This is a genomic window from Streptomyces sp. F001 (genome assembly GCF_004187715.1).
In the GTDB taxonomy this organism is placed as follows: domain Bacteria; phylum Actinomycetota; class Actinomycetes; order Streptomycetales; family Streptomycetaceae; genus Streptomyces; species Streptomyces flavusporus.
This window is the reverse complement of record NZ_QZWF01000024.1, coordinates 1-14,285: the sequence shown is the minus strand read 5'-3', so window position 1 is coordinate 14,285 and position 14,285 is coordinate 1. Positions and strand designations below refer to the sequence as shown.

At 71.6% G+C, this 14,285-nt stretch carries 11 protein-coding genes and 1 pseudogene; 11 read left to right on the top strand and 1 reads right to left on the bottom strand.

The features are described 5' to 3' along the window. Positions 1-85: 85 nt before the first annotated feature. The 8 genes from StrepF001_RS49765 to StrepF001_RS38290 all read left to right on the top strand — a co-directional run bounded on the left by StrepF001_RS49765 (position 86) and on the right by StrepF001_RS38290 (position 12,018). Positions 86-826: a DUF1775 domain-containing protein gene (locus StrepF001_RS49765; protein ID WP_276322873.1), complete on the top strand. Its 741-nt coding sequence runs from the start codon at positions 86-88 to the stop codon at positions 824-826. 318 nt (positions 827-1,144) lie between these two features. Further along, positions 1,145-2,881, top strand: a complete 1,737-nt coding sequence (locus tag StrepF001_RS38320; RefSeq protein ID WP_165396497.1) for an ABC transporter ATP-binding protein — start codon at positions 1,145-1,147, stop codon at positions 2,879-2,881. Then, complete coding sequence (locus StrepF001_RS38315; protein ID WP_129802788.1) at positions 2,878-4,680, top strand: ABC transporter ATP-binding protein; 1,803 nt, start codon at positions 2,878-2,880, stop codon at positions 4,678-4,680. The genes StrepF001_RS38320 and StrepF001_RS38315 overlap by 4 nt, the downstream gene beginning before the upstream one ends. A 165-nt stretch (positions 4,681-4,845) precedes the next feature. Beyond that, on the top strand, positions 4,846-5,586 hold the full coding sequence (locus StrepF001_RS38310; RefSeq protein WP_129802787.1) for a class I SAM-dependent methyltransferase: 741 nt from the start codon (positions 4,846-4,848) through the stop codon (positions 5,584-5,586). A 61-nt stretch (positions 5,587-5,647) separates the two neighbouring features. Then, positions 5,648-7,246: an ABC transporter substrate-binding protein gene (locus StrepF001_RS38305; protein WP_129802786.1), complete on the top strand. Its 1,599-nt coding sequence runs from the start codon at positions 5,648-5,650 to the stop codon at positions 7,244-7,246. A 2-nt stretch (positions 7,247-7,248) separates the two neighbouring features. Then, on the top strand, positions 7,249-8,241 hold the full coding sequence (locus StrepF001_RS38300) for an ABC transporter permease (protein WP_129802785.1): 993 nt from the start codon (positions 7,249-7,251) through the stop codon (positions 8,239-8,241). After that, complete coding sequence (locus tag StrepF001_RS38295; RefSeq protein ID WP_129802784.1) at positions 8,238-10,223, top strand: dipeptide/oligopeptide/nickel ABC transporter permease/ATP-binding protein; 1,986 nt, start codon at positions 8,238-8,240, stop codon at positions 10,221-10,223. Before StrepF001_RS38300 ends, StrepF001_RS38295 begins: the two co-directional genes overlap by 4 nt. Then, a complete protein-coding gene (locus tag StrepF001_RS38290; RefSeq protein ID WP_129802783.1) occupies positions 10,216-12,018 on the top strand; it encodes an oligopeptide/dipeptide ABC transporter ATP-binding protein in 1,803 nt (600 codons plus the stop codon). The genes StrepF001_RS38295 and StrepF001_RS38290 overlap by 8 nt, the downstream gene beginning before the upstream one ends. Positions 12,019-12,146: 128 nt before the next feature. Here StrepF001_RS38290 and StrepF001_RS38285 read toward each other — a convergent pair. After that, positions 12,147-12,437 (bottom strand): annotated as a pseudogene (locus StrepF001_RS38285) (malate synthase A); the annotation flags it as partial. A gap of 247 nt (positions 12,438-12,684) precedes the next feature. Here StrepF001_RS38285 and panD point away from each other — a divergent pair. Genes panD through StrepF001_RS38270 form a run of 3 tightly spaced genes read left to right on the top strand, consistent with a single transcriptional unit; the run spans position 12,685 to position 14,189 of the window. Further along, a complete protein-coding gene (panD, locus tag StrepF001_RS38280) occupies positions 12,685-13,104 on the top strand; it encodes an aspartate 1-decarboxylase (protein WP_129802781.1) in 420 nt (139 codons plus the stop codon). 23 nt (positions 13,105-13,127) lie between these two features. Beyond that, entirely contained in the window at positions 13,128-13,475 is a 348-nt protein-coding gene (locus StrepF001_RS38275) for a GNAT family N-acetyltransferase (RefSeq protein ID WP_129802780.1), read from the top strand. Positions 13,476-13,493: 18 nt separating this feature from the next. After that, on the top strand, positions 13,494-14,189 hold the full coding sequence (locus StrepF001_RS38270; RefSeq protein WP_240797848.1) for an aspartate/glutamate racemase family protein: 696 nt from the start codon (positions 13,494-13,496) through the stop codon (positions 14,187-14,189). Positions 14,190-14,285: the final 96 nt, after the last annotated feature.

Sequence of the window (14,285 nt, the reverse complement as noted above, 5' to 3'; positions counted from 1 at the left end):
GGCTGTACCCGCACACCACCGCGGACCGGCCGCAGCCCACGCCGAGGTCGAGGCGGAGGGCGCCCGGGCTCTCGACCAGTACGTCGTGCTGACCTTCTCCGCCGCCTCGGAGTCGGGCTCCGCTGGCATCGACAAGCTGGGGGTGGTCCTCCCCGACGGCACCACTGCGGACGACCTCACCTACAAGGAAGGCCCCGAGGGCTGGAAGCCCGCTCCCGCCAGCTGGGGTTACACCGTCTCGGGGCCGAAGCTCGACGTGGGTGAGGACGCCGAGTACGTGGTCGTCGTACGGCAGTTGCCCGATGCCAAAAAGCTCGTCTTCAAGACCCTGCAGAGCTACAGCGACGGCCGGGTGGACCGCTGGATCGAACTGGAGGACAACGCCGAGGACGACCACGGTCACGGACACGGGCACCCCGCGCTCGTCCTGCGGCTGAAGCCTGCCGCACCGGGTGCGAAGCCCGTGAGTCCCAGCCTCACGCAGGAGCCCACCACGGCCGCCCCCCTCGCCCGACACCACCTCGGGTGCGCCAGCGGCCGGGACGTCGGAGGAGTCGGGGGAGGCCGTCGTGGACGGCACGGACGGAGACGGCGGCGTGCCGTTCGCCGTGACCCTCGGTATCGAGCGGGCCTCCTGGGAGCCGGTCGCGCGCTGTGCCTCGTCGGGCAGGGCGAGGTACAGCATGGTTGTAGGACGAAGACGGCGCCTCCGGCGAGGCAGGCGGTGCGGAAGTCCATGAGCAGCAACAGGCCACCGAGCAAGGGGCCGAAAAGGGCACCGGCTTGCCCGGATGCGCTCAACAGGACCATCGCACATACCGGGTGACGTGACGTCAGCGGGGGCAGGACTGAACTCCACTCACTGCCTGCTCGGGTAGAAACTGATCGCGGGCGGCGGACAGCGGTCAACCGCTGTGCTTGAAGCTCCTGGCGGTCGGCGAGGAAGGGGTGTTGGGCAGCAGGATCGACGTCTGCCCGTCCGGAGCCGTCGAACAGATCAAAGTGACAACCATTTCATTTAAGGTCGTCGAAGCCTTGACGGCGCCACGCCGGTGGACTACTTATTGCCAAGAGGTTGCAATAAGCCTCCGTCCGGGGCTGAGTGTCCCACGGTGTCAGCCCAGCCGGGCGGAGAGGATCTTTCGTGAGATCGGCGGTTGCCCTTTTCCTGTCCTTTTCGAAGCGCGCCCGGATCGAGGTCGCGGGGCTGGTCGTTCTGCTCCTGCTTGTCACCGCCACCTACATCGGGCAGGGGCTGCTGATCGCGAGGCTGCTGGCGAACGTGCTTGGCGGCGCCTCGGTGGGCGAGCTGGCGACTCCGGTGGTCGGGATCGTGGCGCTGCAGCTCGCCCGTATCGCCGTGATCGTCCTCCGCGACAGCTGGGCGCCCCGCGTTTCCGGGCGGGTGAAGGAGACGGTGCGGCAGCGGCTCACGGCGAAGCTGATCGAGATCGGGCCGGGTCAGGCTCAGCAACTGCGGACCGGGGACCTGCAGTCCACCGTCGTCGACTCGGTGGAGCTGCTCGACCCCCTGGTCGGCCGCTTCGTGCCGTCGGTGTACGCGTCCATGCTCGGAGCCGGCGCGGCATCGGCATGCATCATGGTGATCGATCCGCTGGTCGGTGTCATCGTGCTGGTGTGCGCCCTGCTGGCGCCGCTGTCCGAGCTGGTCGGCGCGCGGTGGGTCAAGGATCGCGGTGATCGCTGGATGCGGTCCTACCGCGGCCTGTACGCCGAGAACCTCGACGCCGTGCAAGGCATGGCGACGCTCAAGGCGTTCAACGCCAGCGGGCGCCGCGGACGGGAACTGGCCGCCCGGGCCGAGGCTTTCTGCGCGGACTCGATCCGGCTCATGTGGTCCTGGGCCGCCTCCTCCAGCGTCGCGCAGCTGCTGGTGCCGATCGGCACCACCGCGGCGGTCGCGCTCGGCGCCTGGCACGCGGCCCGGGGTTCGATCAGCGTTGCCGGGCTCTTCGTCATTCTCATGCTCACCCGGGAGACGTTCCGGCCGATACACGACCTGGAAGCCGCCTACCACGCCGCGTACTCCGCGATCCCGGCGAGCGTCGGCGTGGCGGAGCTGCTGCGGCTCGAGCCGAACGTGACCGACCCGGCCACGGCGGCCCCCGCGCTCACCGAGGACCCGCCGGGCCTGACCTTCTCGGACGTCTCCTTCACCTACCCGACGCGACGCGCCCCGGCCCTGCGGAACTTCAGCCTCACGGTGGCACCGGGTGAGCGACTGGCGGTCGTCGGCCGTTCCGGCGCGGGCAAGAGCACGCTGATCGCGCTGCTGATGCGCTACTTCGACCCCGACGACGGTGTGATCCGGCTCGGCGGGCGGGACATCCGCGAACTGCCGCTGGCACAACTGCGTGCGCTCGTCGGCGTGGTGTCCCAGGACACGTACCTCTTCCACGGCACTGTCCGGGACAACCTGCTGCTGGCAAAGCCGGAGGCGCGGCCGGAGGAGCTGGACCGGGCAACGGCGGCGGCCCGTGCCGACAGCTTCATCCGCGCACTGCCGCAGGGCTACGACACCGTGATCGGTGAACGCGGGCTGAAGCTGTCCGGCGGCGAACGGCAACGGCTGGCGATCGCACGTGCGCTGCTCAAGGACGCGCCGGTCCTGGTTCTCGACGAGCCGACCTCCAGCGTGGACGCCGCGAACGAGGCCGAGATCACCCAGGCGCTGACCGAGCTGATGCGTGGCAGGACGAGCGTCGTCATCGCGCACCGGCTGTCCACGGTCCGCGACGCCGACCGGATCGTGGTGATGGACGGCGGCCTCGTGGTCGAGGCGGGCAGCCACGCCGACCTGCTCTGCTCAGCCGGTGCGTACGCCGAGCTCGTCGCCACTCAGACGGGAGCGACGCGATGACCGCTGTCACCCATGACCACCGGCACGACACCGGTGGTGAGGATCGCGTGAGGCCGCGGTCGTTGAGTGCCCGGCTGCGAGTGCTCATGCCGCTTCTCGGGGAGCACCGGAAGCTGATCGCCGTCGCCTATCTCGCGGGCGCGGTGCACCAGTTGCTCGCGCTCGCTTCGGCCGGGATCGGCGCCTACGTGGTCGCGCTCGCGGCCACCGGTACCCCGGCCGGGGAGCTCACCGGGTGGATCGTGCTGTTGGCGGCGCTCATCGTGCCGCTCGCCTTCTTCAACGTGGCCGACAGCGTGTTCGCCCACGTCGCCGCCTTCCGTGCCCTGGCCGACACCCGCGGCAAGGTGTACGCGGCTTTCGAGCGGCTTTCCCCCGGGTACATGCTCGAACGCCGGTCAGGTGACCTGGGATCGGCGGCGATCGCCGACGTGGAGCAGATCGAGCTCTTCTTCGCGCACACGCTGAGCCCGCTCGCGGTGGCCACCACGGTCCCGGTGGCGACCACGGTGGCGCTGGGCAGCTTCCACTGGTCGCTGGCGGCGGCGCTGGTGCCGGTGCTGCTGGTGCTCGCCTCGGTGCCGGCCTGGCTGCGCCGTCGGGCCGAGACGCACGGCCGGGAACTGCGCGAGTCACTCGGGCGGATCGGCGCCGACAGCGCCGACACCTTCCAGGGCCTGCGCGAGCTGGTGAACTTCGGTGGCCGCGAACAGCGGCTGAAGCTGCTGCGCCGGGAGGGCTCGCGGCTCGCAGCGGCGAAGGCTCGGCACGGTCGGCGGTCCGGAATCGAATACTCCGCGACGGACACCATCGCCCTGGTCGGCATCCTCGTGGTCCTGGTGCTCGGCGCCCGCCTGGTGGCCGAGGGCGAACTGGCCGCCACCGCTTTCCCCGTCGCCGTCGTGCTGGCCGCGATGTCGATGATGCCCGTGCTCAAGGTGACCGAGGTCGCCCGGGAGCTTTCGGTGGTGGCCGCCGCCGCGGAACGCATCGTCACGTTGATCGAGCAGCCTCCGCCGGTGACCGATCTGGTCGATGCCGGGCCCGCCGGTCCGATCACGCCGGTGGTGCGCTTCGACGGGGTCGGCTTCGCCTACCGCGATGACCTGCGGCCCGCCGTCGAAGGCGTCTCCTTCGAGATCCGGCCCGGGGAGACCGTGGCGCTGGTCGGGCACTCCGGGGCCGGCAAGTCCACCTGCGCCAACCTGCTGCTGCGGTTCTGGGACGTGGCCGCCGGCTCGATCACGATCGGCGGACACGACGTGCGCGACTTCCCGACCGAGGACCTGCGCCGGCTGATGACACTGGTGCCGCAGGACACCTTTCTGTTCAACACGTCCCTGCGCGAGAACATCCGGCTCGGCCGCGCGGACGCCACCGACGCGGAGGTCGAGGCGGCCGCACGGGCCGCCCAGGCGCACCAGTTCATCGCCGAGCTGCCCCATGGCTACGACACGGTGGCCGGGGAGCTCGGCGCCAGGATGTCCGGCGGGCAGCGGCAGCGCGTCGCGATCGCTCGCGCGCTGCTCAAGGACGCGCCGATCCTCGTCATGGACGAGGCGGTGTCCAACCTCGACGCCGCCAGCGAACAGGCCGTCACGGCGGCGATGAACAGCGCCAGGCAGGGGCGCACCACGCTGGTCATCGCGCATCGGCTGTCCACCATCCGCACCGCTGACCGGATCGTCGTCCTGGACCGGGGCCGGGTCGCCGAGACCGGCACCCACGCCGAGCTGGTCGCCGCCGACGGCCGCTACGTCAGCCTGCTCGCCGCCCAGCTCGACGAGGAATCAGTGTGACCGCCGCGACCATCCCTCCCGCGCGTATTCCGTCGGGAAGGACATCGCCGACGCACCGGCCCGTCCCGCGGGACCGGACCCTCCCACAGGACGTCGCCCCCATCACGCACGGGCTGTCGGCCGCCGGTGGCCCAGGGCACTAGCAGAGGAACTGGAGTAACCGGAATGACCGACTCCGACGTGCAGGAAAGAATCACGTCGTACTGGAGCGACCACGGCCCCGACTACGACGCGCACCCGACCAGCCGGCTGCACATGGGCGAGGCCGCACAGCGCTGGCAGCAGGTCTGGGCCTCGGCGCTGCCCCAGGCACCGGCCGACGTGCTCGACGTAGGCACCGGCACCGGCCAGGTCGCGATCCACCTGTGGCAGCTGGGGCACCGGGTCACCGGGGTCGATCTCGCCGAGGGGATGCTGGACCTCGCCCGGGCCAAGGCCGCGGAGTTGGACGACCCGCCGGTCTTCCGGGCCGGGGACGCCGTGCGACCGCCGTTGCCCCCCGCATCGTTCGACGCCGTCACCGCGCGGTACCTGCTGTGGACGCTGCGCGAGCCGGTGCAGGCGCTGCGGAACTGGCGCGAGCTGCTGCGGCCCGGGGGGCGTCTCGCCGTCGTCGACGGGCTGTGGTTCGCGAACGGGATCGACACATCCCGGGACACGCCGGACAGGGCCGTGTTCCGCTCCGCCTACCAGCCCCATGTGGTGCAGGCGCTGACGCTCTCGGAGTCCGCTGATCGGCAGGACTTCGCCGAGGCGGTCCGCGACGCGGGCTTCGTCGACGTGCGCATCCGTGACCTGCCGGAGATCCAGGCCGCGGAGCTGGAGCTTTCCCACGATCCCGCGGTGGGCCACCAGGTGGACCCCCGGATGCAGTTCCTCATCACCGCGCGACGGGCGCCGTCATGAGGTATGCGCGACGCCTTGCCGCGAGCGCGTCCGCCGACGCCCGCACGATTGGAGAACCCTCGTGAGCCCTTCCCGCCGCCGACCCCGGGTCGGTCGGTTCCGGTCGCTGACGGCCGGTCTCACCGCGACCGCCGCCGCGCTCGCCCTCGCCGCCTGCGGACCCGGCGAGCCGAAGGCAGGCGAGCCGAAGGCAGGAGGGACCCTGCGCATCGGCCTGGCCTCCGAGTCCGGGGCGCTGGACCCGCACACCTTCAGCGCCAACTTCCTCGTCCTCGACGGCGTCTTCGACGCGCTCGTCGGATATGGACCCAACGGCAAGCTGCGACCGGAGCTGGCCGAGTCCTGGACCGTGGCTCCGGACGGCAAGTCGGTCGAGTTCGACCTGCGCGACGGCGTGACCTTCCACGACGGGACCGCGTTCGACGCCAAGGCGGTCAAATGGAACTTCGACCGCTGGGTCGGCAAGAAGGACTTCGCCTTCTTCCGCGCCTCCAAGGTGATCACCGGTGTCGAGGCGATCGACCCGGACACCGTCAAGCTGAACCTCTCCGAGCCGTACGACCCGCTGTTGCAGGAACTGTCGATCGCCCGGCCGGTGCGCTTCCTCAGCCCTGCCTCGGTCGGCGCTGACGGCAAGTTCTCCGCACCGGTGGGCACCGGGCCGTGGAAGTTCGTCTCCAACTCCGCGACCGGCGCGGTGCTGGAACGAAACGACGCGTACTGGGGCAAGAAGCCGCTGTTGGACCGCCTGGAGTTCAAGGTCATCCAGGACTCGCAGTCGCGCCTGGCCGCCCTGCGTAACGGTGAGTTGGATGTCATAGGCGGCGCCTACCTGGCCCCGATGACCCCGGTCGAGGCGAAGTCGTTGAGCAAGGGCGGTGCCGGAGCACGGCTTCTCACCGGCGAGCCCGACGTCACGGTCATGCTCGGGTTCAACCCGAAGGGCCCGGCCGGGGACAAGGCTGTCCGTCAGGCAGTGGCCAAGGCGCTCGACCGCAAGGCCCTCATCAAGGCGCTCTACCTCGGCTACGGCGAGCCGGCGTCGCGCTTCTTCCCGCCCGCCGTCCCCGACTCCGGCGCCGATCAGACCTTCACCTTCGACAAGGCCGCCGCCGAAGCGGCGCTCGACGCCGCCGGGTACACCCGATCCGGCGACACCCGCAGCAAGGACGGCAAACCCTTGCGTCTGCGGTTCCTGGTGTCCTCCAACGCCAACGGCATGCAGGACGCCCGAGGCAGCGCCGAAGCGGTCGCCGGGGCACTGAAGGAGGTCGGGATCGCCACCGACATCGACTTCGTCGACGACACGGCCTACTACGAGGACAAGGCGGCCGGAAAGTGGGACATCGCGTTCTTCGAGACCTACGGCGCCCCCTACGACCCGTCGAGCACGGCGGTCGCCTTCCTCGCCGAGGGCGCCGAGTCACCGGTGTTCGCGACAGGCGCCTACGACCGGCTGGTCGACGCCGCCCTGTTCGCCCGCGACCCGAAGGACCGCAAGGCCAAGTACCAGGCCCTCTACGACGCCCTGTACGCCGACGCCGGTTACGTGCCGATCGCCTACCGCACGCGACTGTGGGCCGTGCGTGACACCGTGACCGGGTTCGCCATCCCGACCACCGAGTACGACCTCGAACTCAACGGCGTCGGACTGAGGTGAGTGTGCCCGCATCGACCACTCCGGGGCGTGCGGTAGGCGCGCCCCGGACCGGCGCCACGGTGGCGGGGTTCCTGTTGCGCCGCGCGGCAGGTCTCGTGATGGTCCTGCTCGCTCTGTCGGTGATGACGTTCGCCCTGGCCCAGCTCGCCCCCGGCGACCCGGCCCGGGCCGTGGCCGTCGACCGGATCGGGGATGCCGCCACCGCCGAGGACATCGAGACGGTACGCGCCGAGCTCGGCCTGGACGGCCCGGTGGCCGAGCAGTACCTCCGGTTCCTCGGCAACGCGCTCACCGGAGATCTCGGTGAGTCGTACCGGACCGGGCAGCCGGTGACCGCCGAGCTGGCCGACCGCGTGCCGGTCACCCTCTGGCTGGCGGCGCTCGGCGGTGGCCTCGGTGTGGCCCTCGGCCTGGCCCTCGGGCTTGCGTCGGTGCGCGCCCGCGGGCGGTTCGTACGGGGGATGCTGCGTACGGTCGGTCTCACCGCCTCCGCGGTGCCACCCTTCTGGCTGGGCTACCTGCTGGTGCTCTACCTCGCGTTGACGCTCGGCCTGGTACCCACCGGCGGCATGGCCGGACCGGGCACTTGGCTCCTGCCCACGGTCGTCCTCGCGCTTCCGGTGGCAGGGGTGCTCAGCCGGGTCGTCGCGGTCACCGTGGCCGACGCGCTGGCCGCACCCCACATCCAGGCCGCCGTGGCCCGGGGCGCCTCGCCGCGCCGGATCCTGCTGCGCGAGGCGCTGCCGAACGCGGCCGGGCCGGTACTGACCGTGGCCGGGTTCACCGTCGCCGGACTGCTCGTCGGCACCGTCATCGTCGAGCAGATCTTCGGCTGGCCGGGGGTCGGAGACTACTTCGCCCAAGCCGTCGCCGCGCGGGACCTGCCCGCCCTGCAAGGCGGCGTCGCCTACTTCGGGTTCGCCATCGTGGCCGCCAACGCGGCCGCCGACGCGCTGCACGGCCTTGTCGACCCGCGAGTCCGGAGCGTGCGGTGATCAGACGTCAGCGTGGGGCCGGCACGGCCCTGTCCCGTCGCCGTCGGCGGACCATGGCCGCGGCCGTCCCCCTGGTCGGATTCGTCCTGCTCGGCCTGAGCGCGCCCTGGCTGATGCCGTACGACCCCACCGCCAACGACCTGGCCGCCACGCTGCAGGCCCCCGGGGGAGAACACCTCCTCGGCACCGACCAGCTCGGTCGCGACCAGCTGTCGCGGCTTCTGCAGGCGGCCCGGATCTCCCTGACGGTCACGGCTGCCGTGCTGCTGCTCTCGATCACCCTCGGCGTTGTCCTCGGTGTCACCGCCGGCTACGTGGGCCGCGCCTTCGACCGGATGCTGGTCGGGCTGGTGGACATCGCGATGGCCGCCCCCGCTCTGCTGGTCGCGTTGGCCGTCATCGGTGTCCGAGGGCCGGGCACGGAGAACATCGTGCTGGCCCTCGCCCTCACCGGGTGGGCGCCCTACGCGCGGATCGCCCGCGCCCAGGTCCGCGGCGCTCGCAGCGGGGTGCACCTGGACGCGCTGCGCGTGCTCGGTGCACCCCGCCGCCGGATCGTCGGGCGACACCTGCTCCCGGCCACCATCGGCCCCTGCCTCGTCTACGCCAGCACCGACCTCGGGGTCATCGTGCTGGCCGTGGCGTCGTTGAGCTTCCTCGGGCTCGGCGTCCCACCACCCGACGCGGAATGGGGGGCGATGCTCGTCGAGGCACGGCCTTTCCTGGACTCCGCGTGGTGGCTGGCCTATCCGCCTGGGATTGCCATCACCGCGGTCGTGCTGGCGGCGAACCTGCTGGGTGAGAACCTCACGACCGGCGACCGGGCACGCCCGTCGGCATTCTTCGTCGGCCGGCGGGTTCCACGCCGCCGCCCGAAGTCGGCCGGCGCATCCGTGAACGCCCCCGTCCCGGCAGGCGCATCCGTGAACGCCCCCGTCCCGGCAGGGCCAGCCGCGGACCGCGCGGAGCCCACAAAGGGAAGCGCGGTCTTCGAGGTCCAGGCGCTGAACGTCTCCTACGGCGATCAGCGGGTCGTGGCCGACATGAGCCTTCGCCTGGCGCCCGGGGAGATCCTGGCGCTGGTGGGGGAGAGCGGGAGCGGCAAGTCGAGCTCGGCACTGGGGCCCCTGGGCCTGCTCGGCCCATCGGCGCGGGTGAGCGGCTCGGCACTGCTGCGGACGCCAGCCGGCGCCCTCGACCTGATCGGGGCGCCGGAGACGGCCCTGCGGCAGATCTACGGGCGGGAGATCGGCGTCGTCTTCCAGGACAGCCTGGCCGCCCTGAACCCGCTGCGTACCGTCGGCGCATCGCTCGATCAGGCCATCCGGTTGTCCGGCTTCGCGACGGACCGGGCCGCGGTCCGGCTCCGGCGCGCCTCTCTGCTGGACGCCGTCGGGCTGCCCGACGCCGCGCCGCGCTATCCGCACCAACTCTCCGGAGGTATACGCCAGCGGGTCCAACTCGCCATCGCGGTGGCCGGCCGGCCGCGTCTGCTCATCGCCGACGAACCCACCTCCGCCCTGGACGTCACGGTTCAGGCGGACATCCTCGACCTGCTGCGGCGCTACCGCGACCAGACCGGAGCCGCCATCCTGCTGGTGACCCACGACCTAGCGGTCGTCGCCGAGATCGCCGACACCGTCGCCGTCGCCTATGCCGGTCGGATCATCGAGCACGGGCCGGCCCACCGGGTGCTCACCCGGCCGGACCACCCTTACACCCAGGGTCTGCTCGCCGCCGTGCCCGACCTCGCCGTCGCACCCGGAACGCGGTTCGTGACCTTGCCCGGCGCGCCAGGCGCCGGACCGGACAGCGTCGAGGGGTGCCCCTTCGGGCCGCGTTGCCACCTCGTCCAACCCGGCTGCTCCGCCGAGGTGCCCGAACTGGACCCGGTGGGTGAGGCCCATCGGTCTCGCTGTGTGCGCCACCCCTCGGCCCGGGTGGCCGTCCGACCCCGGCCCCGCGGAGGCGCCCGTGCTTGAGATCGACGCATTGACGGTCGGCTACCCCGGCAGGGGCGGACCGGGCGGGCCGGTGCTGACCGACGTGTCGTTGCGGGTCGAGCGGGGCGAGATCCTCGCCCTGGTCGGGGAGTCCGGGTGCGGCAAGTCGACGCTGGCCCGGACCGCGGTCGGCCTGCTGCAACCAGATCGCGGTGTCGTGCGGGTCGCCGGGGCGGACGTCCACCGGGCGCGGGGGCGGGCGGCGCGCGACGTGCGACGCCGGTGCCAGATGGTCTTCCAGGACGCAGGGCTCTCGCTGAGCCCGCGGCTGAGCGTCCACGAGGCGATCCGTGAACCGCTGCGGATCCACAACGTCGGCAGCCGTGCCGAGCAGCAGGCCCGTGTCGAGTACCTCCTGCACACCGTCGGGCTGGGGCCGGAACTCGCCGACCGACGCCCAGGGCAACTGTCCGGTGGACAACGCCAGCGCGTCGCCATCGCGCGCGCCCTCGCTCTGGAACCAGACGTGCTGATCTGCGACGAGCCGGTCACGGCGCTCGACGTCTCCATCCAGGCCGGGGTGCTCAACCTGCTGTCCGAACTACGGGACCGGCTCGGGCTGGCGTGCCTGTTCATCGCCCACGACCTGGCCGTCGTTCAACGGCTGGCCGACCGCATCGCGGTCATGTACGGCGGCCGGATCGTGGAACAGGCCGCCAGCGCGACGTTCGCCGTGGCACCGCTGCACCCATACACCAAAAAACTGCTCGCCGCGGCACCAGCGCTGAACTCCCCGCACCGCCGACGACCGGTCGAGGAGTCGCCGAGCCGACCGCTGCCCTCGCCGGCCGCACAGGACGGGTGCAGCTTCCGGGCCCGCTGCCCGGACCGCGTCGCGGCCTGCGAGACCAGACCGCCCCTGATCCCGCTGGCCGCCCCGCAGCCCCGCCCGGCCGCCCACGCAGGCCACTACGTGGCCTGCCACCTGCCCGGCTCAGGCCGCCCATCGTCCGATCACCACGGCACCCCGGAGGAATTCATGACCGACACCGCCGAACACACCGACACCTGGACCGACCTGCTCACCCGCTGGGACCGGCAGCAGGACCTCTACATCGAACAACGCGAGCGCCGCTTCGACGTCATGTTCGACTTCCTCGGCGAACTCGCCCCAGGACCCGCCCCCACCGTGCTCGACCTCGCCTGCGGCCCCGGCGCGATCAGCGACCGGCTGCTGCGCCGCTATCCCGAGGGCCGCGCCGTCGCCGTCGACATCGACCCGGTGCTCTTGAAGATCGGGCAGGGCGCGTGCGGGGACCACGGCGGCCGGATGCGCTGGGTCCGGACCGATCTGCGAACCCCCCACTGGGTCACCGCCCTCAATGAGGACGGCAGGCCGGGCACCTTCGACGCGGTCCTGTCCAGCACCGCACTGCACTGGCTGGGCCCGCCCGAGCTGGTCGCGGTGTACCGTGCCGCCGCGACCCTGCTCAAGCCCGGTGGCGTGCTGATCAACGCCGACTACCTCCCAGCCGGCTCGCGGAACAAGCGGATCAAGGGGGCCTCCGTCGCCGTCAACGCCCGCCGTCAGTCCGCTGCGCTCGCCCGCGGAGCCGAGGACTGGGAGACCTGGTGGAAGAACGCGGAATCCGTGCCCGCCCTGGGGGAGGCCGTCGAGGCCCGACGCCAGATCTGGCCGGAGGGCAGCAAGGACGAGTGGGCCTCCCCGGGCGTCGACTATCACGAGGCCGCGCTCCGCGAGGCGGGCTTCGCCGAGGTCGATGTCGTGTGGCAGGACCTCGAGGAGCGGGTGCTGATCGCGCTGATGCCCTGACGGCCGGGCCGCTCACCCCTGCTCCGTAGGAGAGATGAGCGGCCGCTCGCCATCAGGTCGGGACGTCATCTGGGGGTGGCGTGTGGGCGGCCCGGGCCCGGTTGACATAGGCAGGCCCGTCCAGGTACCAGAGTGCTGCGTTCGAAGAGTGCCCGTACCTCGTCGAGGGCGGCCCAGTGGTATTCGGCACCCAGCGCGGCGAGTTCGTCGTCGAGCGCCCCCAGCACCGTCTCCCGGTCCATGACGAGGTGTCGCAGCCACTGCCGGATCTGCACGCGGGCGATCTCGGCTATCGCCGTCTCCTCCATCAGGCCGTACAGGGTGACGGCCCCCCGGCCGCGAAGCCAGGCGGAGAGGTACCGCAGCGCGACCCCGACGTTCGTTCGAAGCCCCTCCGGTGTGGGCGGTCCGCTGATCCTGATCTGCCTGATGATCCATCAGGCAAGTCGGCATCCGATCAGCGTGCGTCCGAGACGGTCTTCCGTACGTGCCCCTGCTCGACGGCTTCGCGGCAGCATGAAGCACGCAGATCGAGCAGGTGAGAAGCCTGCTCGCACGGCGCACGATGTTGTGAAAGGTCTTCGAGTCGAAGGCATGCCGATGTACAGTGAACGACGCCCCTGACCTGCAAGAAGCTGGCAGGGAGCCGTCTTCTAGGAGTCCAAAGTGCTGCGTACTCTGTTCAAGTCCAAGATCCACCGAGCCACCGTCACCCAGGCCGACCTGCACTACGTGGGATCGGTGACCATCGACGCGGACCTCCTCGACGCCGCCGATCTGCTGCCCGGTGAGCTCGTGCACATCGTCGACATCACCAACGGCGCCCGGCTGGAGACGTACGTCATCGAGGGCGAGCGCGGCTCGGGCGTCGTCGGTATCAACGGTGCCGCGGCCCATCTGGTCCACCCCGGCGATCTGGTGATCATCATCAGTTACGCTCAGGTCACCGACGCCGAGGCGCGGGCACTGAAGCCGCGGGTCGTGCACGTGGACCGCGACAACAGGATCGTGGCCCTGGGTGCCGACCCGTCCGCACCGGTGCCGGGCTCGGACCAGGAGCGCAGCCCGCAGGCCGTGTCGGCCTGACCTTTCCGACCAGGAGCGTGCCCATGAGCGACATCGAGATCCGCGACGACCGGGCGGCCGGCCGCCTCGAGGCCCTCGGGGACGGCGGCGAAGTCGTCGGCCACATCGAGTACTTCGCCCTCGAAGCCCCGGGGCGCGCCCTGGTCCCCGTGCACACCATCGTGGAACCGGCGCACGAGGGGAAGGGCATCGCGGGCTCGCTGGCGCGCGAGCTGTACGCCACGGCGAAGCGCGAGGGCATCGTCGTCGCCCCGCTGTGCCCCTACGTCGTGAAGTGGGCGGAACGCCACCCCGAGGAGGCTCCGGCGGCCGACCCGGAGCTGCTCCAGGCGGCGAAGGACTGGCTGTCGGCGCACCCCGGCCGGTTCTGACGTAGGGATCCCTCGTACATGCTCGCTCTCCTGCACACCTCACCCGTCCACGTCCCCGTCTTCGACGCCCTGCGCGACGAGAACCACCAGGGCCTGGAACTACGGCACTTCGTCGACGAGGAACTGCTGGACCGGGCCCGCGCCAAGGGCCCCGAAGCGGTGGCGGACGACCTGCGCGCGGTCCTGGAGCGGGCGGTCGCCGACGGCGCGCGGGCCGTGCTGTGCACCTGCTCGACACTCGGCGGCGTCGCCGAGACGGCCGGCGCCGGCGTCGGGGTGCCGGTGCTGCGCGGCGACCGTCCGATGGCGGCCGCCGCGGTGGCCGCGGGGTCCCGGGTCGTCGTCCTCGGGACGCTGGAGAGCACGTTCGGGCCGACCGTGTCGCTGATCGAGGAGGAGGCCCGCCGCGCCGGACGTCCCGTCGAGGTACGGCCCCGATTGGTGGAGGGCGCGTGGCAGCGGTTCGAGGCGGGCGACACGGAGAGTTACGCACGTCTCGTCGCCGCCGAGGCCGACGAGGTCGCCGACGCCGACGCGATCGTCCTCGCCCAGCCCTCCATGGCCCCGGCCCAGCAGCTGACGACGACATCGGTGCCGGTGCTCTCCAGCCGCCGGGGCTGGGGCGCGGGCGGCGCGGACCGGGCTGTCGCGCTGACGTCGTCCGGCCAGGCTCCCGGGGGTCCACCTCGGGCACGCGGTGACTTCGGCGAGTGACTGGCGGCGCTGGGCCCCGGGTAGGCGGGGAGTAGTCCACAGCCGACGTTCACCGACTGGCGGAGGACATCATGACCAATCCGTACCCCGATCCGG